Origin of the sequence: Pseudomonas moraviensis (assembly GCF_900105805.1) — a bacterium.
In the GTDB taxonomy this organism is placed as follows: domain Bacteria; phylum Pseudomonadota; class Gammaproteobacteria; order Pseudomonadales; family Pseudomonadaceae; genus Aquipseudomonas; species Aquipseudomonas moraviensis_A.
The window spans coordinates 5,158,295-5,183,532 of record NZ_LT629788.1; the positions used below are offsets into that span (position 1 = coordinate 5,158,295).

Below are 25,238 nucleotides of genomic sequence, written 5' to 3' on the forward strand. Positions count from 1 at the left end.
CTCAGTATTGATTTGGTTTTTTTGAACTAAGTGGCGCCGGTTGCCGACTAGATAAAAGTCTGCGGAGAGGGGTGTCAATAGACGGGGTTAGTTAATCCGTGAATTACAAGTTAATCAGAAATCTCCTACGCCATTGAGGCACTGTACCTCGGCGGAGTGGCGAAAGCAGCTACAGAAAAACGCCGATTCTGCTGCGTTTTGTGCGGGTTTATGCTCGAGCAAACGTATAGGGATGCGATGACTCAAGGATGAATGCATGCATTGCGCAATGTATCTTGCGTGCGCTGTTAATAAATATCTGAAAGGTACAAGTGCGGGAGAGAAAAGCTAACTTCCATCCGTGGAAGTTAAGAGCTATTGCAGAGAAAGTTCTCAGGCGTGATTCAGAAACTTGCTGAGAAACTGTTGGGTGCGTTCTTCTTTCGGGTTGGCAAACAGTGCTTTCGCTTCACCTTGCTCGACAATTACGCCCTTGTCGAAAAACACCACACGATTGGCCACGTCACGGGCGAATCCCATTTCATGGGTGACAATCACCATGGTGCGATTTTCTTCCGCAAGTCCTCGAATGGTTGCCAGCACCTCGCCAACCAGTTCCGGATCGAGCGCTGAGGTCGGTTCGTCGAAGAGGATGACTTCCGGCTCCATTGCCAGCGCCCGGGCGATCGCCACGCGCTGCTGTTGGCCACCGGAGAGACGACGCGGATAAGCATCCTCTTTGCCGGCGAGCCCAACCTTGGTCAGCAGCTTCTTGCCCAGCGCAACGGCCTGGTCGCGCGGCATCTTCTTGACCACGATCGGGCCTTCGATGACGTTTTCCAAGGCAGTGCGATGGGGGAACAGGTTGAAGTTCTGGAACACGAAACCGACGTGCTGGCGCAGGTTACGCACCAGACTCTGTTGCTGGTTCAACGGGCGGCCGGTATCGATTTCGATATCGCCGACCTTGATCCGGCCGCTGGTGGGTTCTTCGAGGAAATTCAGGCAGCGCAGGAACGTCGTTTTCCCCGAGCCGCTGGGGCCGATGATCGCGACGACTTCGCCTTCCTTTACCTCAAGGTCGATGCCGTTGAGCACGACCTGACCCTTGAATTGCTTGGTCAGTTTTTCCACGACAATCATCGGGTCAGGACTCCTGGTCATGCCGATTGACCCGCTCTTCCAACTTGTTCTGGAAGTGCGAAAGCACTGTGGCCAGAATCCAGTAGATCAGCGCAGCGGCAAGATACATGGTGAAGACTTCGAAGGTCCGGGCGGTAATCAGCTGCGCCTGACGGAACAGTTCCGGCACCTGGATGGTGGCGGCCAGTGCCGTGTCCTTGACCAGCGAAATGAAGCTGTTGCCCAGCGGCGGCAATGCCGTGCGCATCGCTTGCGGCAGGATGGCCCGCCGCAAGGTCTGCGCGCGGGTCATGCCGATACTCGCAGCAGCTTCCCACTGACCGCGTTCGATCGAACCGATCGCGGCACGCAGGATTTCACAGGCGTAGGCGGCCATGTTCAGCGAGAAGCCGATCAGTGCCGCCGGCAGCGGATCAAGCTCCATGCCCAGTTGCGGCAGGCCGTAATAGATCACGAACAATTGCACCAGCAACGGCGTGCCGCGGAAGAACGACACGTAGATGCGGGCCAGCCAACTGACCGATTTGAAGCGCGACAGGCGCATCAGTGCCAGGCCGAAGCCCAGCAGCAGACCGAAGAACATCCCGCCGAGGCTGAGAACTACCGTGTAGTACGCGCCCTTCAACAGGAAGGGCGCGGAATCCAGCGCGAGTTGGAAAGCCTCTTCCATTATTTAGTGACGTCTGCGTTGAAGTATTTCTTCGACAGTTTCTCAAGGGTGCCGTCGGCACGCAGTTCGTCCAGCGCCTTGTTCACCGCAGCCAGCAGTTCAGGCTCGCCTTTGCGCAGGGCGATACCGGATTCCTGACGGGAGAAGGCCTCACCGGCAGCCACGGTTTTCGGGGCTTTCTTGGCGTATTCGAGTGCAGCCAGACGGTCGATCAGGATGGCATCGGTACGACCGTTGTTGAGGTCGGCGAACTTGGTCGGATCATCGTCGTAGGTGCGCACGTCAGCACCCGGCACGTTGGCGCGAACCCACTGCTCGTAGTTGGTGCCTAGGCCGACACCGACTTTCTTGCCGGACAGGTCAGCGGCGGTCTTGATATTCAGCGCCGACTCTTTGCTTTTCAGCACGAGGGCCTGAATGCCGGAGACAGTGTAGGGTTCGGAGAAGTCATACTTTTTCTTGCGCTCGTCCGAGATGGTTACCTGATTGACTACCAGATCCAGACGCTTGGATTCCAGTGCAGCGAGGATGCCGTCCCATTTGGTCGGCTGGATCTTGGCCTTGACGCCGAGTTTTTGCGCCAGCGCTTCGGAGAGCTCGACTTCGAAACCGGACAGCTTGCCGTTCTCGTCGACGAAGCTGAACGGCGGATAAGTACCTTCCAGGCCGACGCTGAGAACGCCTTTGTCCTTGATCTGTTGCAACTGCTCACCGGCCACTGCCTGACCGATCAGGCCGGCGCCCAGCGCCAGACCCAGCGAACCGACCAGCAGAGTGCGACGTAGTGCGGAAAAATTCATGACAAGCCCCTGTGTTTTCTTATGGAAGACGCTTAAGGAATGTAGGCAAATGGGTGATTTGGACGACAGCGCTATCCTGCCTTAAAGCAGCTTAAGCGTCTCGCCCGAAATTCGCCTGCGGCGAGACTATAAGATGTCTGTTTTAGACTTGAAAATACTTAATATGGAAACTGTTATTCATTTAAGGAATATCTATGCCTTTTTAATCGATCGCAGCCTGCGGCAGCTCCTGCGGGTGATCCCATGCAGGAGCTGCCGCAGGCTGCGATCTTTTGATCTGCTCTTACAGAAAATCCTTGTAGGCAAACAACGCCGGCGCGCCACCGGTGTGCAGGAAGATGATCGGGCCGTCATCGAAGCGCTGCCGGCCGATCCCGTCTAACAGGCCGGCCATGGCCTTGCCGGTGTACACGGGGTCAAGCAACAGACCCTCCTGAGCGGCCAACAGTTTCACCGCCGCCAAAGTCCCGGCATTGGGTTCGCCGTAACGCGGGCCGAAATACTCGTCCCACAGCTCGACCTTGAAGCTGGTCGGCAACTCGATGCCCAGCAGCTCAGCGGTGCGTTCAGCCAGACCCTGGACCTTCGGCCGCTGATCTTCTTCACTGCGCGAAACCGTCACACCAATCACTGGCAATTGCGGCAGCGCCTCACTCAGCGCCAGTCCGAGACCACTGTGAGTTCCGGCACTGCCGGAGGCCAGTACCACTGCGGCGAATTCGATGCCGCTGTCCCTGATCTGCTCAGCCAGTTCCAGTCCGGCACGCACGTAACCCAGGGCACCGAGCGCATTGGACCCGCCAATCGGTACCAGATACGGCTTCTTGCCGTTGCTGCGCAGGCGCGCGGCGAGGGCGGCCAGTTGTTCGTCAGCATTGTCGAGGTTGTCGACCAGTTCGACCCTGGTGTCGAACAGATCCAGCAGCAGACGATTGCCGTTGCCGGTGTAATTGCTGTCGTCAGTGCCCAGCGGGTTCTCCAGCAGCGCCACGCAGCCCAGGCCGAGTTTCGCCGCCAGTGCAGCGGTCTGGCGCACGTGGTTCGATTGCAGCGCGCCTGCGGTAATCAGCGTGTCGGCGCCCTGTGCCAGCGCATCGGCGCCGAGGTATTCAAGTTTGCGCAGTTTGTTGCCGCCCATCGCCAGCGGCGTCAGGTCATCACGCTTGATGTACACCTCGCGGCCAAGCCAGCTCGACAGGCGTTCGAGTTTTTCCAAGGGTGTGGGATGGCTCAGCAGTTCAAGACGGGGAAAGCGTTGCAGCTGTGGTTTGATCATGGGTCCGTACTGGCGCAGAAGAATGAATGGACTATAGGCACGCGCTTTTGCCCGGGCAACCGTGAATCGCTTATAGCCAAAAGGACTTAAGCCAGCACTATCGGTTCTTAATTCGTCGGCAAAGGCATGCCGTAAAGTAGGCGCCGTTGACGCGGCCAGACAGTCCGGCCGCCCCGTGAGGAGACTTCACCGTGAGCGAGCGTTCCAGCCATTGGCAATTGCAGACCATCGTCAGCCAGCTGCGCAGCGCGCGGGATCAGTGGCGTGCCCAGAACGGCCGGGCATCCGGAGAGCAGGGTGGGCGCGAGTTGCCGTCGCGGGCGGCGATGGCGGAAATCCTCGAGGCGCTGTGCGGCGCGTTGTTTCCGATGCGTCTGGGTCCGGTGGACCTGCGTGAGGAAAGTGAAGATTTCTACGTCGGGCACACCCTTGATGTAGCACTGAATGCCTTGCTGGCGCAGACACGCCTGGAGTTGCGTTACGTCGCTCGCCACAGCGCGCAGGACGACAGTGAAGTCGAGGCCCGGGCCATTCGGATCGTGCAGGATTTTGCCTTGGCCTTGCCGGGTCTGCGCGCGCTGCTCGACACCGACGTGCTGGCGGCGTACCACGGCGATCCGGCGGCACGCAGCGTTGATGAAGTGCTGCTGTGCTATCCGGGCATTCTCGCGGTGATTCACCATCGTCTGGCGCACCACCTGTATCGTGCCGGGCTGCCGCTGCTGGCGCGGATCAGCGCGGAAATTGCCCACTCGGCGACGGGCATCGACATTCACCCGGGCGCGCAGATCGGTCGCAGTTTCTTCATTGATCACGGCACCGGTGTGGTGATTGGCGAAACCGCGATCATCGGCGAGCGAGTGCGCATTTATCAGGCGGTGACCCTGGGTGCCAAGCGCTTCCCCGCGGATGAGGACGGCCAGTTGCAGAAGGGCCATCCGCGCCACCCGATCGTGGAAGACGATGTGGTGATTTACGCCGGGGCGACGATTCTCGGGCGAATCACTATCGGCAAGGGATCGACCATCGGCGGCAACGTGTGGCTGACACGCAGCGTACCGGCGGGGGCGAATCTGACCCAGGCGAATCTGCAGCATGATGACGGGACGCAGAAGTAGGCCGTGGAATCCTTTTCCCCTAACCCCAGCCCTCTCCCGGAGGGAGAGGGGGCCGACCGAGGTGTTATGCGTCATACATCGACCTGAAATACCGGGTCGATTATGGATTCGGCACGGTTTCCTCAGGTTGGCGCACATTCTGAACATCTCCCAATCAGTCCCCTCTCCCTGAGGGAGAGGGGGTGACCGAGGTAGTCTTGCGTCATACATCGACCTGAAATACCGGGTCGATTATGGATTCGGCACGGTTTCCTCAGGTTGGCGCACATTCTGAACATCCCCCAATCAGCCCCCTCTCCCTCTGGGAGAGGGTTAGGGTGAGGGGCTTTTGATTCTTGCTTGGCGCAGTGAACGAATCTCACAAAACCCGCGTCATACACCTCCTCGGGCGCTGTAGGAAACCTACCGCCCAGCCCGGCGATTAGTCCTTACCACCCCATTCATGTTTAACTTGAACGTTCATTCAAGTTAAACCGGTGGTTCGCTGCCCGCTCACAACAGGAGGCTTGCCTTTGCTGAGTCCGATCATTTCAGCCACGTTTCAACCCATCGAGGTGCACGTTTCATGAGTGCATCGTCTACCCCCGCCAGCGGTCTGGTGCGCATGAATCCGCCGGTGTTCTACTTCGCCGCGACGGTGATTCTGCTGTTTGGCCTTGTCGTCATCGCCATACCTGAACAGGCCGGCGCCTGGTTACTGGAAGCGCAAAACTGGGCGGCCAACACGGTCGGCTGGTACTACATGCTCGCGATGACTCTGTATCTGGTCTTCGTGGTGGTCACCGCCTTATCCGGCTACGGCAAGATAAAACTCGGTGCCGACCACGACGAGCCCGAATTCAGTTATCTGTCGTGGGCCGGCATGCTGTTCGCCGCCGGGATCAGCATCACCCTGTTCTTCTTCTGCGTCTCCGAACCACTGACGCACATGCTCCAGCCGCCGCAGGGCGAGGCCGGTACCGCCGATGCGGCGCGCCAGGCGATGCAGATTCTGTTCCTGCACTGGGGCCTGCATGGCTGGGGCGTGTTCGCTTTTGTCGGCATGGCGCTGGCGTATTTCGCTTATCGCCACAACCTGCCGCTCGCCCTGCGTTCGGCGCTGTACCCGCTGATCGGCAAGCGCATCAACGGCCCGATCGGCTATGCAGTGGACGGCTTCGGCATCATCGCCACGGTGTTCGGTCTGGGTGCCGACATGGGCTTCGGCGTGCTGCATCTGAATTCCGGTCTGGACTACTTGTTCGGCATCGCCCACACCCAGTGGATTCAGGTAGGCCTGATCACGCTGATGATGGGCGCAGCGATCATCGTTGCGGTCTCTGGCGTCGACAAAGGCGTGCGGGTGATGTCGGATATCAACATGCTGCTGGCCTGCGGACTGCTGCTGTTCGTATTGTTTGCCGGGCCGACTCAGCACCTGCTCAACACGCTGATCCAGAACGTCGGCGACTACCTCGGCGCCTTGCCGATGAAAAGTTTCGACCTCTACGCCTACGACAAACCGAGCGACTGGCTGGGTGGCTGGACCGTTTTCTACTGGGCCTGGTGGATCGCATGGTCGCCGTTCGTGGGCCTGTTCATTGCGCGGATTTCTCGTGGCCGCACCATCCGCGAATTCGTTTTCGGCGTGCTGCTGATCCCGCTCGGTTTCACCCTGGCGTGGATGTCGATCTTCGGCAACAGCGCCTTGGACCAAGTGCTCAATCACGGCATGAGTGCGCTCGGCATGTCGGCCATCGACAATCCGTCGATGAGCATTTACCTGCTGCTGGAAACCTACCCGTGGAGCAAAACCGTTATCGCCGTGACGGTGTTCATCAGCTTTGTGTTCTTCGTCACCTCGGCGGACTCCGGCACCGTGGTGCTCTCGACGCTGTCGGCCAAGGGCGGCAACCCGGATGAAGACGGGCCGAAATGGCTGCGGGTGTTCTGGGGCGCGATGACCGCGCTGATCACCAGTGCGCTGCTGTTCTCCGGCAGCATCGATGCGCTGAAGTCAGCGGTGGTGCTGACTTCGTTGCCGTTCTCGCTGATCCTGCTGCTGATGATGTGGGGTCTGCACAAGGCGTTCTATCTGGAATCGCAGAAGCAGATCGCGCAGCTGCATTCGCTGGCGCCGGTCTCCGGTTCGCGGCGCGGCACCGGCGGCTGGCGACAGCGCCTGAGTCAGGCCGTGCACTTCCCGTCCCGCGACGAGGTGTATCGCTTCATGGAAAGCACGGTACGTCCGGCGATCGAGGAAGTGACCGCCGTGTTTGTCGAAAAAGGTCTGCACGTAGTCACTCAGCCGGATCCGGCGCATGACAACGTCAGCCTGGAGATCGGCCATGGCGAACAGCATCCGTTCATCTATCAGGTGCAGATGCGCGGCTACTTCACGCCATCGTTCGCGCGTGGCGGCATGGGCTCCAAGCAACTCAACAATCGCCGCTACTACCGCGCCGAAGTGCACTTGAGTGAGGGCAGTCAGGACTACGATCTGGTCGGCTACACCAAAGAGCAGATCATCAACGACATCCTCGACCAATACGAACGGCACATGCAGTTCCTCCACCTGGTGCGTTGAATGGCCACTGAGCGCCGGGACGTTTCACGCCTCGGCGCTCAGCACCATGAACAACACCATCGCCGCCACCGGCACGCCGAACACCGCACTGCCAATCGCAATCTCCGTCCCCAACGGCTGCCCCGCATGCACCACGCCGACCGCCCCGTTGATCAGCGTCAACGCCAGCCACAGCGCTGCGAAAGCGTAGGCCAGCGTGTGGCGGCTGAAGCCGATGTGCTCGCCGATGTAAAGCATCAGCGCGAGCAGGACCAGGCCGAAGAAGATGATGATAGCGGTGTGCATGGCAGGTTTGGCCTGGTGGATGGGTGTTGCCTGATCGGCCGCCTTCGCGAGCAGGCTCACTCCTACAGTGGGTCGCGGCTGCCCACAAATCCTGTGGCCAACCCCATTCCCTGTAGGAGTGAGCCTGCTCGCGATAGGGCCACCAGGTTCTCCTCTAGAGCATAGCCAATCCAGCCCCCGCCATATTCATCAGATGCTTTCGCGCTCGATCACTTGGCACTCCAGCAGATTCAGCCGCTGCACTTCGTCGCTCGGCAACACGCCAAGGCTTTCCAGCACGCGTGTCGCGGCGAGTACACCGATCTCCAGTGCCGGTGGTTTGATCGTGCTCAGGCTGGGCAACAGCATCTCGGCGAACGGGTAATCACCGAAGCCGAGAACGGCGCAGTCTTCGGGAATTTTCAAACCGGCGCGTTGCCCGGCGAGCAGGCCGCCGGCGGCGAGGTTGTCGTTGGCGAAGATGATCGCGTCGGGGCGTGGTGAGGCGTTCATCAAGGCTTCCATCGCTTGCTTGCCGGCGTCGAACGGTGCGCGGTCGGCGTCCGGGGCGAAGAACCATGGCTCCCTCCCTGCGCCTCGCAGAGTGGCGGCATAACCATCGCGGCGCTCCAAGGCACTGAAGTCCCCCGGCGCGCTGTTTTGCACGAAGGCGATGCGTTGGTAGCCTTTTTCCAGCAGATGCCTTGCCGCCGTCACGCCCACTTCGAAATGCGAAAAGCCAATCTGCATCGGCCCGCGTTCCGGCTGGTAATCCCAGGTTTCGATGACCGGGATATCCGCCTCGGCGAGCATCTTCTCGGTGCCTGCGCTGTGGAAGTGGCTGGTCAGCACCAGCGCTGCCGGCGACCAGCCGAGAAATGCGCGCACGGCATTTTCTTCCTGCTCGATATCGAAATAGCTCGAAGCCAGCAACAGCTGATAACCGTGTCGACTGAGGGTGTCGCTGAAGCCTTGGATCGTGTTGGCAAAGATCGGCCCGGAGATGTTCGGAATGACCATGCCGACAATTTTCCCGCGCGCCGAGGCCAAGCCACCCGCCACCAGATTCGGCACATAGCCCAACTCGGCGACCACTGCCGCAATGCGCTCGCGACGCTCAGGCGAAACCTGTTCGGGCTGATTGAAATACCGCGAGACGGTAATCGCCGACACCCCGGCCGCACGCGCCACGGCATTCAGCGTGACTCGGCCGGCGCCTCGGCGTTTGCGCGTTTTCTCGTCGCTCAAGGCTCGATCCTTCTAAAAACCAAATCGCATATAAAAGTAATTTTTCAGTATTGGACGCTCTATGCCGAGGTGCCAATACTGGCGATGTTAGCGCTAACAAAGCGCGTTGTCTGCTACTCGCTCGAGCGAATGCCCAAGACAGATTCAGGCGCTGTCGTCGCAGAACGGCAGTGGTTCAGGGCCATTTTCGAGCGGATACCTATGCGCAATTTTCCTGGGGCAACACACACACTGACGCAGTCGATTCGCGCGGCGGGCTGGATTTTCACCGGGCTGGCGGCGCTGCCGCTGCCCACCGCGTTTGCCGCTGACAGCAGCGATCAGGAACCGACGCTGAAATCCGTCACGGTGACCGCGACTCGCCGGGAAGAGTCGCTGCAGAAAGTACCGGTGGCAGTTTCGGTGCTCGACGGTGAACAGCTCGAACGCGACAACCGCAACGGCGTGGCGAGCATCGTTCAGCAAGTGCCTTCGTTGAACTTCCGCACCGGCGCCTCGAACAAGGACACCTCGTTATTCGTGCGCGGCGTCGGCACCATTTCCACCTCGCCCGGGGTCGAGCCGACCGTGGCGACGGTGATCGATGGCGTGGTGTATGCGCGGCCCGGTCAGGCCACGCTGGATCTGCTCGATCTTGAGCGCGTGGAGGTGCTGCGCGGCCCGCAAGGCACGCTGTTCGGCAAGAATGCCTCGGCCGGTGTACTCAACATCACCAGCAAAGCACCGACCGCCGAGACCCACGGCTACATCGATCAGTCGTACTACAGCGGCAACGAAAGCCGCACCCGTTTCGGCCTCGGCGGCAGCCTCATTCCGGATACGCTGAAGGGCTCGATCAGCACCTTGTTCGGCACATACGACGGCAACGTCGACAATCAGCACAACGGCCATGAAGTGAACGGCTACAACCATCGCGGCGTGCGCGGCAAACTCGAATTCACCCCGAACGACGACGTCACTTTCACCCTGATCGCTGACTACATGCAGTCCCACGACGACGCGCCCAATGGTGTTGTCAGTCAAGCGCTGACGCCGGCCTTCGCCAACGCGCTGAGCCCGGTGAATGCCACCAGCCACAACCGCGATATCAACACCGATACCCGCTCTCACATCGAAGACATCAACAAAGGCCTGTCCGGCCAGCTCGACTGGCAACTGGGTGATTACACGCTGACGTCGATCACGGCGTGGCGTGGCTGGGACAACACCCAGTATCAGGATGGCGATCGCCTCGGCACCGTCACCGCCGCGTTTCCCGGCACCGCAGACAAGGGCGATCTGGCCTTCGACCAATACTCGCAAGAGTTGCGTCTGGCCTCACCGAAAGGCGAGTTTTTCGAGTACGTCGGCGGCCTGTTCTACCTGCACGGCAAGGACGACGAGACCTACCGGCGCACCCTGACCACCCCCACTCGCACCGACCGTGGCGTCGCCGATTACAGCACCACCAGCGACAGCTACGCGGTGTTTGGCGAGAGCACGCTGAACTTCACTTCGGACTTTCGTGGCATCGCCGGCCTGCGCTATACCCACGATGATCTCGAATACGATCACCGACGCGTTTCAACCTCGGCCACCACGGTCAGCGGCATTCAACCCGCGACGAGCAGTTCAGGCTCGGTGGACGAAGACGGCTGGTCCGGTCGCCTCGGCTTGCAGTACGACCTGAGCGATACCGTCACCACTTACCTGACCTATTCGCGCGGTTACAAAGGCCCGGCCTACAACGTGTTCTTCAACATGCAACCGCGCGATACCGAAGCACTGAAACCGGAGACTTCAAACACTTGGGAGGCGGGGATCAAAGCCACCTCCTGGAACAATCGCCTGACCACCAACCTGGCGATCTTCCACAGCGAGTACGACAACTATCAGGCGAACTTTTTCGACACCGTCGCCGGGCAGGTGGTGACGCGTCTGATCAACGCCGGCAGCGTCACCAGCGAAGGCGTCGAACTCGATTACGCCCTGCAAGCCAGCCAGCAACTGAAGTTCTCCGGCGCCCTGGCCTACACCCGCGCACGCATCGACGAATTCGCTTGCCCGGCCGGCGCGGCGGCGTCGTGCAACGTCAACGGCAAACCACTGCCGTTCAGCCCGGACTGGAAAAGCTACGTGCGCGCCGACTACACAATCCCCCTGGACAATGGCCTCGATATTGAATTGGGCACCGATTACAGCTGGCAGAGCGAAGTGCAGTACGACATCAGCCAGAACCCCGATACCAAACAGGGCGCCTATGGGCTGTGGAACGCCAGTCTCGCCCTGGCCGATTACAGCAATGGCTGGCGCGTCGCCCTGCTCGGCAAGAACCTCGCTGACAAGTCCTATTCGCCGTTGCTGGCCAGTGGCGGCAGCTACATCTATCGCGCCGTGCCGCGCGATGACGAACGCTACTTTGGCGTGCAACTGCGCAAGGATTTCTGAGATGAGCCGACAGATGAAACTCGGTGCGTTTCTCATGGCCACCGGGCACCACGTGGCAGCGTGGCGGCACCCGGATGTGCCGGCGGATGCGGGGCTTGATTTCGCCCATTACAAACGTCTGGCGCAAACCGCCGAAGCGGCGAAGTTCGATGCGCTGTTTGTCGCCGACAGCGTCGCCGCACCGACCCAGGACATCGCCAGCCGCATGGCGCGCTCCGATCACTTCGAGCCGCTGACGTTGCTCTCGGCACTGAGCGCGGTGACCGAGCACATCGGCCTGATCGCCACGGCCACCACCAGTTACAACGAGCCGTACCACGTGGCGCGCAAGTTCGCCTCGCTCGATCATTTGTCGGGCGGACGTGCCGGATGGAATCTGGTGACTTCGGACAACGCCGCCGAGGCGCTGAATTTCGGCCGCGACGCACACATCGGCCATGCCGAACGCTACAGCCGCGCCCGCGAATTTCATCAAGTGGTTACCGGGCTCTGGGACAGTTGGGAGGACGATGCCTTCCACCGCGACAAGGCCAGCGGCGCCTATTACGACCCGCAGAAGCTGCATGTGCTCGATCATGTGGGTGAGCATTTCCGGGTCAAAGGCCCGCTGAATGTCGCGCGCTCGCCACAGGGGCAGCCGGTAATTGTCCAGGCCGGATCTTCCGATGCCGGGCGTGAGCTGGCCGCGCAAACCGCTGAAGTGGTGTTCACCGCACAGACTTCGCTGGCCGCCGCTCAGGCGTTTTACGCCGATATCAAGGGACGCTTGCCCAGGTTCGGACGCAGTGCCGATTCGCTGAAAATCATGCCTGGCGTTTTTGTGGTGGTCGGTGCCAGTGAGGCTGAAGCGCAGGAGAAATGTGAAACGTTTCAGCAATTGGTCGAACCCGAGGTGGGCGTTGCGCTGCTTGGGCGTATGCTGGGCAACTTCGATTTATCGAAGTACCCGCTGGACGGGCCATTGCCAGAGTTGCCGCTGACTGACAGCGGTCAGCAGAGTCGACAGAAACTGCTGACCGAACTGGCGGGTCGGGAGAACCTGACCCTTGCCGGACTCGGTCGCAGGATCGCCGGCGGGCGCGGGCATTACAGCCTGGTCGGTACGCCGGCACAGATTGCCGATCGCCTGCAGGAGTGGTTCGAGCAAGGCGCGGCGGACGGCTTCAACGTGCTGGTACCGCACCTGCCGGGCGGGCTCGAAGATTTCGCCAAAGGCGTGGTGCCGGAACTGCAAAGGCGTGGCTTGTTCAGAACTGAATATGAAGGCCGCACGTTGCGGCAGAATCTGGGCCTGACTCGACCCGGCAATAGATTTGCGTAACAGCCTTCGCGAGCAGGCTCGCTCCCACACGAGCAATCGACACCCATTTCAAGACAGACAAGAGAGGATTCGATGACCTACACCGCTGCCGAAAACCGCTACGACTCCATCCCCTACCGCCGCGTCGGCCGCAGCGGTCTGGTGCTGCCGGCACTGTCACTGGGCCTGTGGCACAACTTTGGCGACAGCACACCGATCGACACCCAGCGCGCCTTGCTGCGCACGGCGTTCGATCTGGGCATCAACCATTTCGATCTGGCCAACAACTACGGCCCGCCGTACGGCAGCGCCGAGATCAATTTCGGGCGCCTGCTGCGCGAAGACTTCAAGCATTACCGTGACGAACTGATCATCTCCAGCAAGGCCGGCTGGGACATGTGGCCCGGCCCTTACGGCCAGGGCGGTGGCTCGCGCAAATACGTGCTGGCCAGCCTCGACCAGAGTCTGCAACGCCTCGGTCTGGACTATGTGGATATCTTCTACTCGCACCGCTTCGACCCGGATACCCCGCTGGAAGAGACCGCCAGCGCCCTCGCCACGGCTGTACAGCAGGGCAAGGCGCTGTACATCGGTATCTCGTCCTATTCGGGAGTGAAAACCCGCGAGATGGCCGCGTTGCTGAAAGAGTGGAAAGTGCCGCTGCTGATTCATCAACCGGCGTACAACCTGCTCAATCGCTGGGTGGAAAAGGATCTGCTCGATACCACCGATGAGCTCGGCACGGGCGTCATCGCCTTCACGCCGCTGGCGCAGGGCTTGCTCACCGACAAATACCTCAACGGCGTGCCGGCCGATGCACGGGTCAATCGTCCGGGCGGCGGTTCGTTGCAGGCGTCGCATTTGTCCGAGGCCAACATCGCCCATGTGCGCGCATTGAACGAGATCGCCCAGCGTCGCGGCCAGAGCCTGGCGCAACTGGCGCTGGCGTGGACGCTGCGCGACCCACGGGTGACTTCTGCGCTGATTGGTGCGAGCCGGCCGGAGCAGATTATCGAGAACGTTGGGGCGTTGAAGAATTTGAGTTTTAGTGCTGAAGAGCTGGCGGAGATTGACCGGTTTGCCCAAGAGGGCGGGATCAATCTTTGGGAGAAGCCTTCGACGGCAGAATAAGCGACCCTCACCCCAGCCCTCTCCCGGAGGGAGAGGGAGCCGACCGAGTTGTCTTGCGCCATACATCGACCTGAAATACCGAGTCGATTATGGATTCAGCAAAGCAATATCAGGTCGGCGTACCTCTAAAGCATCCCCCAATCAGTCCCCTCTCCCTCCGGGAGAGGGTTAGGGTGAGGGGCTTTTGCTGTTCAGGGCTCAGCGAAAAAACGGCACATCCCCCAACACCGTCGCCCGCTGCATCACCCGTCGCGCCGGGCGGTAGTCGTCTACTGCGTAATGCTGGGTCACGCGGTTGTCCCAGAAGGCGATGTCGTCTTTCTGCCAGCGCCAGCGAATGGTGAATTCCGGCCGGGTGGCATGGGCAAACAGAAACTTCAGGATCGCCTCGCTCTCGGTTTCCGAGAGTTCGTTGATCTTCGAGGTAAACCCTTCACTGACGAACAGCGAGCGCCGTCCGCTCACCGGGTGCGTGCGAATCACCGGGTGCGACAGCGGTGGATTCTTGCGCCGGGCCTCTTCCCACTGCGCCAGCGCTTCCGGGGTATTGCCGTAGCGCTCCAGTGGAAACGAGCGGGTGAAATCATGGGTCGCCGTCAGCCCTTCGAGCAGGGTTTTCATCGGTGCCGACAACGCTTCATACGCGGCGATACCGCTCGCCCACAAGGTATCGCCACCAAACTCCGGCAGCAACTTGGCACTGAGCACGGCGCCCATTGCCGGCGTCGGCAGGAAGGTTACGTCGGTGTGCCAGATCGCGTTGTCGCGCACGTCGGTGACGGCGGTATCGAGGATCAGTACTTCCGGTTGCTCCGGCACGTTCGGGTAGATCGGATGAATGTGCAGGTCGCCGAAATAATGCGCGAAACGTGCCTGCTGCGCCGGCTCGATCGGCTGGTTACGGAAGAACAGCACCTGATATTTGAGCAACGCCTGTTCGATGGCGTCGCGGTGTTCCAGGCTCAGCGGCTGGCTGATGTCGACGCCGCTGATCTGCGCGCCGAGGGACGAGCTTAATGGGGTGATGTTCAGGCTGCTCATGGTCTTTCTCTTCAATTGCGGTCATCACCCTATGTAGGAGCTGCCGAAGGCTGCGATCTTTTGATCTTGATCTTTTTAAAAACGAGATCAAAAGATCGCAGCCTTCGGCAGCTCCTACACAGGGGATTGATTTGAAAATTGTCAGTGCGCCTGGCCGTGCCACGGCACCAGTTTGCGCTGCAAGGCGCGCAGGCCCATCTCCATGGCGAAGGCGATCAGGGCGATGACCAGAATCCCCAGCACCACCACATCGGTGACCAGAAATTGCGCGGCCGATTGCACCATGAAACCCAGGCCACTGGTGGCCGCGATCAGCTCAGCGGCGACCAGGGTCGACCAGCCAACCCCCAGACCAATGCGCACGCCAGTGAGAATGTCCGGCAAGGCGCTGGGCAGAATCACATGGCGAATCAGCTGCGCGCGCGTCGCGCCCAACGACTGCGCCGCGCGCAGTTTTGCCGGGTCGACCGTGCGCACACCGGTCGCTGTGGCAATGGCAATCGGCGCGAAAATCGCCAGGTAGATCAGCAGCACTTTCGACAACTCGCCGATGCCGCACCAGATCACGATCAGCGGCAGATAGGCCAGCGGCGGGATAGGGCGATAGAACTCGATCAGCGGGTCGAGCACGCCACGGGCGATGCGGTTGGCGCCGATGGCAATGCCCACCGGCACGGCGGTCAGGATGGCAAAACCCAGGCCCAGACCAATGCGGCTCAGGCTGGCGCCCAAGTGCTGCCACAACGTCGAATCCATGTATCCGGAAGTCGCCAGCAGCCAGCCCTTTTGCAACACGGCAGAAGGTGGCGGCAGGAACAGCGGTTCGATCAGGCCGGTAGCAGTCACCGCCCACCAGATCGCCAACAGGCCGAACAGGGTCAGCAGGCTGATCCAGCGCGTGCTGAGGCTACGGCGTACCGGGATGCTCACCGAAGGGGTTTTCACCGCCGCAGCGGAAACGTCGTAACTGCTCATGCGCGCTCCTGCCGGGGTACGGCGTTGCGTTGCGAGAAGACTTTGCTCAACACGTGTTCGCGGGTTTCGATAAATCGCGGATCGGATTTGATCGCGCGGGCCGACTCGCCAGCGGCGTAACGCTGACCGAAATCCAGCTGCAGACGCTCAACGATCTGCCCTGGATTCGGTGCCAGCAGAATCAGGTCTGTGGCGAGGAACACCGCTTCTTCAATGTCGTGGGTAATCAGGAAAACCGGTTTGGCAGTGCGCTGCCAGACTTGCAGCAACAGCTCCTGCATTTGCTCGCGAGTAAATGCATCAAGCGCGCCGAAGGGTTCGTCCATCAGCAGCACGCGCGGGTCGGCGGCGAGGGCGCGGGCGAGGCCGACGCGTTGTTTCTGGCCCCCGGACAATTGCCAGATGCGCCGGTCTTCGAAACCGGCGAGATCGACCAGTGCGAGCATTTCCCGAGCGCGCTGCTCGCGTTTGTCCCTGCCGACACCGGCCAGTTCGAGGCCGAAGGCAACGTTGGCGAGCACGTCCTGCCAGGGCAGCAAGGCGTCGTCCTGGAACACCACGCCGCGCTCGGCGCTCGGGCCTTTGACCGGCACGCCGTCAAGGGTGATGCGCCCGGCACTTGGTTCGACGAAACCGGCAATCAGGTTCAACAGTGAAGTCTTGCCACTGCCGGACGGGCCAAGGGCGACCAGCAATTGCTGCGGCCCCAGGGTCAGAGAAATATCCGCCAGCACCGGCTCCGGGCTGCCCGGGTACTGTGCGCTGATGCGCTCCAGCTGTAGCAAGGCCATCGCTGTGATCTCCGGTTCAGTTGGTGATGTATTTGGCGCTGACGTACGGCGCGTAATCCGGCAGCACGGCTTCGACCTTGCCCTGCTCCTTGAGGAACGCGGCGGTGTCGGTGATGGCTTTGGTGGTCGGCGCGCCGAGGTCACTGACCTGATCCGCCGCCAGCGGGTAGACGTTGCCCTGCAGCAGCAACGGAATGTCGCTGGCCTTGGCGCCGGACAGTTTCACCAATTTGTCGACGTTGGACTGATTCGCCAGCCACGCTTTCGGATCCTTGCGGTAGTCGGCGTAGGCGTCGAGGGTGACCTTGGCAAACGCGGTGACGATGTCCGGATGCTTCTCGGCGAAGTCCTTGCGCACGATCCACGCATCGAATGTCGGCGCGCCGAACTTGGCCAGCTCGCCGGAGGTGATCAGCACTTTGCCGTTTTCCTTGGCCACGCCCAGTGCCGGATCCCAAACGTAAGTGGCGTCGATGTCGCCGCGTTTCCACGCGGCGATAATCGCCGGCGGCGCGAGGTTGAGCACGGTGACTTTCGACGGATCGATGTTCCAGTGCTTGAGCGCGGCGAGCAGGCTGTAATGCCCGGTGGACACGAACGGCACGGCGATTTTCTTGCCGATCAGATCCTGCGGCGTTTTGATGCCGGAGCCGTCGCGCGCGACCAGCGCTTCAGCGGCGCCGATCTGCGTGGCAATCAGGAAGGTTTCCACCGGCACTTTGCGGGTGATCGCGGCGGTCAACGGGCTCGAACCGAGGTAGCCGATCTGCACATCCCCGGACGCGATGGCGGCGATGATGTCGGCGCCGTTATCGAACTTGCGCCAGCTGATGTCGGCCTTTGTGGCTTTCTCGTAGGCACCGTCGGCCTGAGCGACTTTCGCCGGGTCGACGGTGGTCTGGTAGGCAACGGTGAGATCGGCCGCCTGGGCCAGGAAGCTTGCAGCAGCCAGAGAGGCCACGGCGAGCAGGCGAAGCGGGAAATTCAGTTTCAATTGGGAGCTCCAGATCAGGCGACCGAATGTCGGCGTGAACGGAGACTAAATGATCTAAGAATCTAGAAATAAATAACTTTTTCGAATGAGCTTATGAGCGGAAAAATCTAAGCACAGCGGGCGGTTGGCACTTGTGGCGAGGGAGCTTGCTCCCGCTGGAGGCCGAAGGACTCCCAAATCCGTTAACGCATTTCAGCTGATGCGCCGCGTTGGATAATTTGCGACTGCTGCGCAGCCGAGCGGGAGCAAGCTCCCTCGCCACAGAGAAATTTGATCAGTTACTGATGGCGAGGATGCTCGCCTGATACGCGCCGACAAACACATCGAAATCGCCGACTTCGTTCTGCTCAAGCTCGGTCTGCTGCGCCAGCGACGCCCGGGCCAGTTCTTCAAACTTCGCTTGCTCGTCAGCCGCCAGCGGTTCGCGACGGAAGAACTCGGCATGGACCTGGCTCTGGCGCAGGGAGAACTGCGCGAAGCTTTCCTTGTGCTCGGCCATGGCGGCCAGCACCTGCGCCGATGGCGTCAGGGACGGATCGTTGACCTTGGCCAGTTGGGCATCCAGCGCCTTGCTGTGGGCATCGCCGCCGACGCTCTGATCGAGCATCGCCGCCAGTGGAGCAATCTGCTCGAGCAGCTCGGCCGCCCATTGCTTCATCTCGACCGGCTGACCGTCACGTTGCAATTGCAGGCCCGGACGGCGGCCTTCCTTGACCACGCTGAGGAAGTTCGAGGTGGCGTTGCCACACGAAGTGTTGGTCAGCAGCGGGCTGTCGTTCAGCGCGCAGTACAGCAGGAAGGCGTCGATGAAGCGTGATTCGGTGAGGTCGATGCCCATCGGCAGGAACGGGTTGATGTCCAGGCAGCGCACTTCGACGTATTGAATGCCGCGCGCCATCAGCGCCTGGATCGGCCGTTCGCCGGTGTAGGTCACGCGTTTCGGGCGAATGTTGGAGTAGTACTCGTTTTCGATCTGCAGGATGTTGGTGTTGAGCTGCACCCACTCGCCATCCTTGTGCGTGCCGACTTCAACGTACGGCGCGTAAGGCGTGGCCACCGCTTCGCGCAGGCTGTCGGTGTAACTGGCCAGATCGTTGTAGCAGGGCGTCAGGCCGGCCTGGGCGTTGCTCTGATAACCGAGATCGCTCATGCGCAGGCTGGTCGCGTACGGCAGATACAGCGTGTCCGGATCAAGCTGTTCGAGTTGATGCGAACGCCCGCGCAGGAAACCGGCATCCAGTGCCGGCGAGGCACCGAACAGGTACATCAGCAGCCAGCTGTAGCGGCGGAAGTTGCGGATCAGGGCGATATAGGACACCGACTGGAAATCGCGATCAGTGCCGACGAAGCCTTCGGCCTCGCGCAGCAATGGCCAGAGCTGTTCCGGCAGGGAAAAGTTGTAGTGAATCCCGGCGATGCACTGCATGGTCTTGCCGTAGCGCAGGGCCAGGCCCTTGCGATAGACGTACTTGAGCTGACCGATGTTGGAGGTGCCGTAATAGGCGATCGGGATGTCTTCCTCGGCCGGCAACGGGCACGGCATCGATGGACTCCACAGGTACTCGTTGCCGAGCTTGCTGTAGGCAAAGCGGTGAATCTTGTCCAGGCTCGCCAGCGTGTCGGCAGGATCCGGCAGGGCAGGCGTGATGAATTCCAGCAGCGACTCGGAGTAGTCGGTGGTGATCTGTTCGTTGGTCAGCGCGGAACCCAGGGCTTCGGGGTGCGGCGTTTGCGCCAGGCGACCTTCACTGGTCACACGCAGGCATTCACGTTCGATACCGTGCAGGCACTGCTTGAGCAGAGAGAGGTTGGCGCGCTCGCCGAGCAGAGCCAGGCGGCGGTTGAGAAGTTCGCTCAATTTGGATTCCTTCACGCGTCAGTCGCCCCAATATGGGGGTGGGCAGGACGGTCTACAAGGGTGAAGTTGAAACTGGCGTGATCGCCTGGTTTTGTAGCGGCAGGCCATTTGCCGGTCAGTCAAGAACTGCACAATCCCTGTGGGAGCGAGCCTGCTCGCGAAGAGGGTTTTGCAGTCAATATCACCGTCGACTGACACACCGTCTTCGCGAGCAGGCTCGCTCCCACAGGATTCGTTGCGCCGAAATTAACTCAAAATGATGAGCAACATCTACAGGACAGCGAAGGTGCCTTGCGCTTTTGCGACCAGCTTGTCGCCTTGCATCACCTCGGCTTCTACCACCAGCGTGCGCCGGCCCGGGTGGATCACCCGGGCCGTGCACAGCACCTCGCCGTCGGAAACGGCGCGGATGTAGTTGATCTTGCACTCGATGGTTGCGCTCTGCTGATCAAAGCCATGGCTGCTGGAACAAGCCAGGCCCATGGCAATGTCGACCAGACTGAACAGGGCGCCGCCGTGCAGCTTGCCGCCGCGATTGCGCAGCTCGGGCTCAAGCGCCAGGGCGACTTGTGCGACCCCGGTTTCGAGGCTGTGCAGGCGGCAGCCCAACAGCTTGAAAAACGCGCTCTCGACGAGCCCGGCCGGCATTTCCATCAGCGTTTCTTCAACTGCTTGGCGTTGGCGAACAGCGAGGCCATCGCGTTGTTCACCGGCGCGGCGGTCGCGGTTTCCTTGCGCGGCGCGTTGCCGGAGGACTGGCGCGGTGCCGAGCCCGGACGCGAGCCACGGGCGCCGTCGATTTTTTCGCCCGGGGTGTCGCTCATGCGCATCGACAGGCCGACGCGTTTGCGCGGGATATCGACTTCCATGACTTTCACTTTCACCACGTCACCGGCCTTGACCGCTTCGCGTGGGTCCTTGATGAACTTCTCCGACAGCGCCGAGATGTGCACCAGACCGTCCTGATGCACGCCGATGTCGACGAATGCACCGAACGCGGTAACGTTGGTTACCACGCCTTCGAGGATCATCCCCAGTTGCAGGTCCTTGAGGTCTTCTACGCCTTCCTGGAACTCGGCGGTCTTGAACTCCGGCCGCGGATCGCGACCGGGTTTTTCCAGTTCTTGCAGGATGTCGGTAACGGTCGGCAGACCGAAGGTTTCGTCGGTGAATTTCTTCGGGTCCAGACGCTTGAGGAACGCGGCATCGCCGATCAGCGAGCGGATGTCGCGGTCGGTTTCAGCAGCAATGCGCTGCACCAGCGGATAGGCTTCCGGGTGCACCGCCGAGGAGTCCAGCGGGTTATCGCCGTTCATCACGCGCAAGAAACCGGCGGCCTGTTCGAAGGTTTTTTCGCCCAGTCGCGCCACTTTCTTCAGCGCCGCACGGGTCTTGAATGCGCCGTGTTCGTCACGGTGAGCAACGATGTTCTGCGCCAGCGTTGCATTGAGGCCGGAGATCCGCGCCAGCAGTGCCACGGAGGCGGTGTTCACATCCACGCCCACGGCGTTCACGCAGTCCTCGACCACCGCGTCAAGACCGCGCGCCAGTTTCAGCTGCGAGACATCGTGCTGGTACTGGCCGACACCGATGGATTTCGGGTCGATTTTCACCAGCTCGGCGAGCGGATCCTGCAGACGACGGGCGATCGACACGGCACCACGGATCGACACGTCGAGGTCCGGGAATTCCTTGGCCGCCAGTTCTGATGCGGAGTACACCGAGGCGCCGGCTTCGGACACCATGACCTTGGTCATCTTCATCGCTGGATATTTTTTGATCAGCTCGATCGCCAGCTTGTCGGTCTCACGGCTGGCGGTGCCGTTGCCGATGGCGATCAGGTCCACCGAGTGCTTGGCGCACAGAGCGGCAAGAATGGCGATGGTCTGATCCCATTTGTTGTGGGGCACGTGTGGGTAAACCGTGGCGTGATCGAGCAGCTTGCCGGTGGAGTCGACTACGGCAACCTTGCAGCCGGTGCGCAGACCCGGGTCGAGGCCCAGGGTGGCGCGCGGGCCGGCCGGAGCGGCCAGCAGCAGGTCGTGCAGGTTGTGCGCGAAAACGTTGATCGCTTCGGTTTCGGCGCCGTCGCGCAACTCACCGAGCAGGTCGGTTTCCAGGTGGGTGTACAGTTTGACCTTCCAGGTCCAGCGCACCACTTCGCTCAGCCATTTGTCCGCCGGGCGGTTCTGGTTCTGAATGCCGAACTGCTGGGCGATCATGCCTTCGCACGGGTGCATGGTGCCGGGCAGCTCATCGCCGACCTTCAGCGCGGAGCTGAGAATGCCTTCGTTGCGACCGCGGAAAATCGCCAGGGCGCGGTGCGACGGCATGCTTTTCAGCGGCTCGTCGTGTTCGAAGTAATCACGGAACTTGGCGCCTTCCTCTTCCTTGCCAGCGATGACGCGGGCACTGAGGATCGCTTCCTGCTTGAGGAAATTACGCAGTTTTTCCAGCAGGGCGGCGTCTTCGGCGAAACGCTCCATGAGGATGTACTTGGCGCCTTCCAGCGCAGCCTTGACGTCGGCCACGCCTTTTTCGGCGTCGACGAAGCGCGCGGCTTCGGTTTCCGGCGCCAGGTTCGGGTCGTTGAACAGACCGTCGGCCAGTTCGCCGAGGCCGGCTTCGAGGGCGATCTGGCCTTTGGTGCGGCGCTTCTGCTTGTACGGCAGGTACAGGTCTTCGAGGCGCGTCTTGGTGTCGGCGAGCTTGATGTCACGCTCAAGGGCCGGGGTGAGTTTGCCTTGCTCTTCGATGCTGGCGAGGATGCTGATGCGCCGTTCGTCGAGTTCTCGCAGGTAGCGCAGGCGCTCTTCCAGATGACGCAACTGGGTGTCATCGAGGCTGCCGGTCACTTCTTTTCGGTAACGGGCGATGAAGGGAACGGTAGAACCTTCATCGAGTAGCGCGACGGCCGCTTCGACCTGTTGTGGGCGTACGCCGAGTTCCTCGGCGATGCGGCTGTTGATGCTGTCCATAAAACCACCTGACATAGTGTGAAAGCAGGCTCACAGGCACGCTGATAAAGGCCTGGAGGCTGATTGAGCGGCTGGAAAATGGCCGCTGCCTGGATCAAGAGGCTGTCCATTGACCCGTGAAATCGAACAGTTGCTGCACAGGGCCGGAAAAAATACCGGCCACTTACGGTAACGATTCAGACGTTGCCTGGCGCAAAACGCCGCGCATTATAACCAGCGTTCTGTCATTCGGGGGCGTTGCAGGCTGTAGGCATAAACCCCGGTTTTCTGGCAGTGAAGGAAAAATCTGCTAACAATGCACACGGTGCGTATAACGGCAGCTACGCCATAATGCGCGCCGAGCTAAAAGGAGCATCCAATGAGCAGCACTGCACAAACGGCTGAAGGCGAAAAAATTCTTATCGTTGATGACGATCCGGGGCTGAGCAGCCTGCTGGAGCGTTTCTTCGTCAGCAAGGGCTACCGTGCCCGTACCGTTCCGAACACCGAGCAGATGGATCGTCTGCTGGCGCGTGAAGTGTTCAATCTGGTCGTCCTCGACCTGATGCTGCCGGGCGAAGACGGCCTGACCGCGTGCCGCCGCCTGCGTGGCGCGAACAACCAGATTCCGATCATCATGCTCACCGCCAAGGGCGATGAGCTGAGCCGTATCAAGGGCCTCGAACTGGGCGCCGACGATTACCTGGCCAAGCCGTTCAACCCGGACGAGCTGATGGCGCGGGTCAAAGCCGTATTGCGCCGTCAGGCCGCACCGGTACCGGGCGCGCCGGGCAGTGAAGACGAAAACGTCACCTTCGGTGATTACGTGTTGTCGCTGGCCACCCGCGAACTCAAGCGGGGCGATGAAGTGCACATGCTCACCACCGGTGAGTTCGCTGTGCTCAAGGCGCTGGTGATGAACGCGCGTCAGCCGCTGACCCGCGACAAACTGATGAACCTCGCCCGTGGCCGGGAATGGGATGCACTGGAGCGTTCCATCGACGTGCAGATCTCGCGTCTGCGCCGGATGATCGAACCCGATGCGTCGAAACCGCGCTATATCCAGACCGTCTGGGGCGTGGGCTACGTGTTCGTACCGGATGGCACCGCCACCAAGTGATCGGTGATTTGTAGGAGCGGGTCTGCCGGTATTGGTCGCACGGCCATTGCCACAGACTCGCAATCCGCAATATGCGAGCATTGCTCGCTCCTGCAAGTGTGTAGCGGTTAAAGATGAAAACCCCCGTCTGGTTCCCCCAAAGCTTTTTCTCTCGCACCCTTTGGCTGGTGCTTATCGTCGTGCTGTTTTCCAAGGCGCTGACCCTGGTTTATCTGTTGATGAACGAGGACGTGCTGGTGGATCGCCAATACAGTCACGGTGTCGCTCTGACGCTGCGCGCCTATTGGGCCGCCGATGAAGAAAACCGCGCAAAAATTGCCGATGCCGCGACCCTGATTCGTGTGGTCGGTGCCGGTGTGCCGGAAGGCGAACAGCACTGGCCGTACAGTGAAATCTATCAGCGGCAGATGCAGGCGGAACTGGGTGCCGACACCGAAGTGCGTTTGCGCATGCATTCGCCGCCGGCGTTGTGGGTTCGCGCGCCGAGCCTGGGCGATGGCTGGCTGAAAGTACCGTTGTATCCACATCCGCTGCGCGGTCAGAAAATCTGGAACGTGCTCGGCTGGTTCCTTGCCATCGGCCTCTTGTCCACTGCATCGGCATGGATTTTCGTCAGCCAGCTCAACCAGCCGTTGAAGCGACTCGTCTATGCCGCGCGGCAACTTGGCCAGGGCCGCAGCGTACGCCTGCCGATCAGCGATACGCCCAGCGAAATGACCGAGGTCTACCGCGCGTTCAACCAGATGGCCGAAGACGTCGAACAGGCCGGGCGCGAACGTGAGCTGATGCTGGCGGGGGTTTCCCATGACTTGCGCACGCCGCTGACACGCTTGCGCCTGTCGCTGGAATTGATGGGCGACCACACCGACCTCACCGACGACATGGTCCGCGACATCGAGGACATGGACGCGATTCTCGACCAGTTCCTCGCGTTCATTCGCGACGGTCGCGACGAATCGGTGGAAGAAGTCGACCTCAGCGATCTGGTGCGCGAAGTCGCCGCGCCCTATAACCAGAACGAAGAAAAAGTGCGTTTGCGCCTGGAACCGATCCAGCCATTTCCGCTACGTCGAGTATCGATGAAACGCCTGCTCAACAACCTGATCGGCAACGCCTTGAACCATGCCGGTACGGGTGTTGAGGTCGCGGCTTATGTGTCGGGAGATACCAGCGCGCCGTATGTGGTGCTGAGCGTAATGGACCGTGGTGCGGGGATCGATCCGTCGGAACTTGAGGCGATCTTCAACCCGTTTACCCGAGGCGATCGGGCTCGCGGTGGCAAAGGTACCGGGCTGGGACTGGCGATCGTGAAAAGGATTGCGGCGATGCATGGCGGCAATGTCGAATTGCGCAACCGGTCCGGAGGTGGGCTTGAGGCGCGGGTGAGATTGCCGCTGGGATTGATGTTGCCCCGGGATGCTGTGTAGATCAAAAGCCCCTCACCCCCAGCCCTCTCCCAGAGGGAGAGGGGGCCGACCGAAGTGTCTGACGTCATGCATCGACCTGCAAAATTCGGTCGAGTATGGATTCAGTGTTGCTCGTTCAAGTCGGCGTAGTTCTCCGATATCCCCCAATCGGTC

20 protein-coding genes are annotated in these 25,238 nt (G+C 60.9%); 7 read left to right on the top strand and 13 right to left on the bottom strand.

Features of this window, described 5'->3' with window-relative positions:
- Window positions 1-372: 372 nt before the first annotated feature.
- From tcyN to BLU71_RS23170, 4 genes are all read right to left on the bottom strand, one after another.
- Window positions 373-1,122: an L-cystine ABC transporter ATP-binding protein TcyN gene (gene tcyN / locus BLU71_RS23155; protein WP_042608565.1), complete on the bottom strand. Its 750-nt coding sequence runs from the start codon at window positions 1,120-1,122 to the stop codon at window positions 373-375.
- 4 nt (window positions 1,123-1,126) lie between these two features.
- Window positions 1,127-1,792 (bottom strand): cystine ABC transporter permease, encoded by a 666-nt coding sequence (gene tcyL, locus BLU71_RS23160; protein WP_042608566.1) that lies wholly within the window; start codon window positions 1,790-1,792, stop codon window positions 1,127-1,129.
- Entirely contained in the window at window positions 1,792-2,592 is an 801-nt protein-coding gene (tcyJ, locus tag BLU71_RS23165; protein WP_064361601.1) for a cystine ABC transporter substrate-binding protein, read from the bottom strand. The genes tcyL and tcyJ overlap by 1 nt, the downstream gene beginning before the upstream one ends.
- A 283-nt stretch (window positions 2,593-2,875) precedes the next feature.
- The gene (locus BLU71_RS23170; RefSeq protein WP_064361600.1) at window positions 2,876-3,868 is read right to left on the bottom strand and encodes a D-cysteine desulfhydrase; all 993 of its coding nucleotides are present in this window, start codon (window positions 3,866-3,868) and stop codon (window positions 2,876-2,878) included.
- A 191-nt stretch (window positions 3,869-4,059) separates the two neighbouring features.
- Here BLU71_RS23170 and epsC point away from each other — a divergent pair, with 191 nt between their 5' ends.
- Window positions 4,060-4,986 (top strand): serine O-acetyltransferase EpsC, encoded by a 927-nt coding sequence (gene epsC, locus BLU71_RS23175; RefSeq protein ID WP_065615356.1) that lies wholly within the window; start codon window positions 4,060-4,062, stop codon window positions 4,984-4,986.
- Window positions 4,987-5,590: 604 nt separating this feature from the next.
- Entirely contained in the window at window positions 5,591-7,552 is a 1,962-nt protein-coding gene (gene betT / locus BLU71_RS23180; protein ID WP_160768576.1) for a choline transporter BetT, read from the top strand.
- 24 nt (window positions 7,553-7,576) lie between these two features.
- Here betT and BLU71_RS23185 read toward each other — a convergent pair whose 3' ends face one another.
- Together BLU71_RS23185 and BLU71_RS23190 are read right to left on the bottom strand one after the other, a co-directional pair.
- Window positions 7,577-7,837, bottom strand: a complete 261-nt coding sequence (locus BLU71_RS23185; RefSeq protein WP_064361662.1) for a hypothetical protein — start codon at window positions 7,835-7,837, stop codon at window positions 7,577-7,579.
- A gap of 189 nt (window positions 7,838-8,026) precedes the next feature.
- Entirely contained in the window at window positions 8,027-9,064 is a 1,038-nt protein-coding gene (locus BLU71_RS23190; RefSeq protein ID WP_064361599.1) for a LacI family DNA-binding transcriptional regulator, read from the bottom strand.
- Window positions 9,065-9,265: 201 nt separating this feature from the next.
- Here BLU71_RS23190 and BLU71_RS23195 point away from each other — a divergent pair, with 201 nt between their 5' ends.
- From BLU71_RS23195 to mgrA, 3 genes are all read left to right on the top strand, one after another.
- On the top strand, window positions 9,266-11,491 hold the full coding sequence (locus tag BLU71_RS23195) for a TonB-dependent receptor (protein ID WP_083353970.1): 2,226 nt from the start codon (window positions 9,266-9,268) through the stop codon (window positions 11,489-11,491).
- Window position 11,492: 1 nt separating this feature from the next.
- Window positions 11,493-12,812, top strand: a complete 1,320-nt coding sequence (locus BLU71_RS23200) for an LLM class flavin-dependent oxidoreductase (protein ID WP_083353971.1) — start codon at window positions 11,493-11,495, stop codon at window positions 12,810-12,812.
- 72 nt (window positions 12,813-12,884) lie between these two features.
- Window positions 12,885-13,922 (top strand): L-glyceraldehyde 3-phosphate reductase, encoded by a 1,038-nt coding sequence (mgrA, locus tag BLU71_RS23205; RefSeq protein WP_083353972.1) that lies wholly within the window; start codon window positions 12,885-12,887, stop codon window positions 13,920-13,922.
- Window positions 13,923-14,120: 198 nt separating this feature from the next.
- Here the strand turns inward: mgrA and tauD are convergent, their stop codons facing one another.
- The 7 genes from tauD to BLU71_RS23240 form a co-directional block, all read right to left on the bottom strand.
- On the bottom strand, window positions 14,121-14,963 hold the full coding sequence (tauD, locus tag BLU71_RS23210) for a taurine dioxygenase (protein WP_083353973.1): 843 nt from the start codon (window positions 14,961-14,963) through the stop codon (window positions 14,121-14,123).
- A gap of 141 nt (window positions 14,964-15,104) precedes the next feature.
- A complete protein-coding gene (gene tauC, locus BLU71_RS23215) occupies window positions 15,105-15,938 on the bottom strand; it encodes a taurine ABC transporter permease TauC (RefSeq protein WP_042608576.1) in 834 nt (277 codons plus the stop codon).
- Entirely contained in the window at window positions 15,935-16,729 is a 795-nt protein-coding gene (gene tauB / locus BLU71_RS23220; RefSeq protein ID WP_083353974.1) for a taurine ABC transporter ATP-binding subunit, read from the bottom strand. The genes tauC and tauB overlap by 4 nt, the downstream gene beginning before the upstream one ends.
- Window positions 16,730-16,745: 16 nt before the next feature.
- A complete protein-coding gene (tauA, locus tag BLU71_RS23225) occupies window positions 16,746-17,723 on the bottom strand; it encodes a taurine ABC transporter substrate-binding protein (protein WP_064361594.1) in 978 nt (325 codons plus the stop codon).
- A 274-nt stretch (window positions 17,724-17,997) separates the two neighbouring features.
- Window positions 17,998-19,581, bottom strand: coding sequence for a glutamate--cysteine ligase (gene gshA / locus BLU71_RS23230; protein ID WP_065615362.1), 1,584 nt, complete (start codon window positions 19,579-19,581; stop codon window positions 17,998-18,000).
- 270 nt (window positions 19,582-19,851) lie between these two features.
- Window positions 19,852-20,235, bottom strand: a complete 384-nt coding sequence (locus BLU71_RS23235; RefSeq protein WP_052512482.1) for a PaaI family thioesterase — start codon at window positions 20,233-20,235, stop codon at window positions 19,852-19,854.
- Complete coding sequence (locus BLU71_RS23240; protein ID WP_064363403.1) at window positions 20,235-22,559, bottom strand: Tex family protein; 2,325 nt, start codon at window positions 22,557-22,559, stop codon at window positions 20,235-20,237. Before BLU71_RS23240 ends, BLU71_RS23235 begins: the two co-directional genes overlap by 1 nt.
- Window positions 22,560-22,917: 358 nt before the next feature.
- On the opposite strand from BLU71_RS23240, the gene ompR reads away from it, so the two are divergent.
- Window positions 22,918-23,658, top strand: a complete 741-nt coding sequence (gene ompR, locus BLU71_RS23245; protein WP_042608581.1) for a two-component system response regulator OmpR — start codon at window positions 22,918-22,920, stop codon at window positions 23,656-23,658.
- A gap of 113 nt (window positions 23,659-23,771) precedes the next feature.
- Window positions 23,772-25,085, top strand: a complete 1,314-nt coding sequence (locus tag BLU71_RS23250) for an ATP-binding protein (RefSeq protein WP_016770645.1) — start codon at window positions 23,772-23,774, stop codon at window positions 25,083-25,085.
- Window positions 25,086-25,238: the final 153 nt, after the last annotated feature.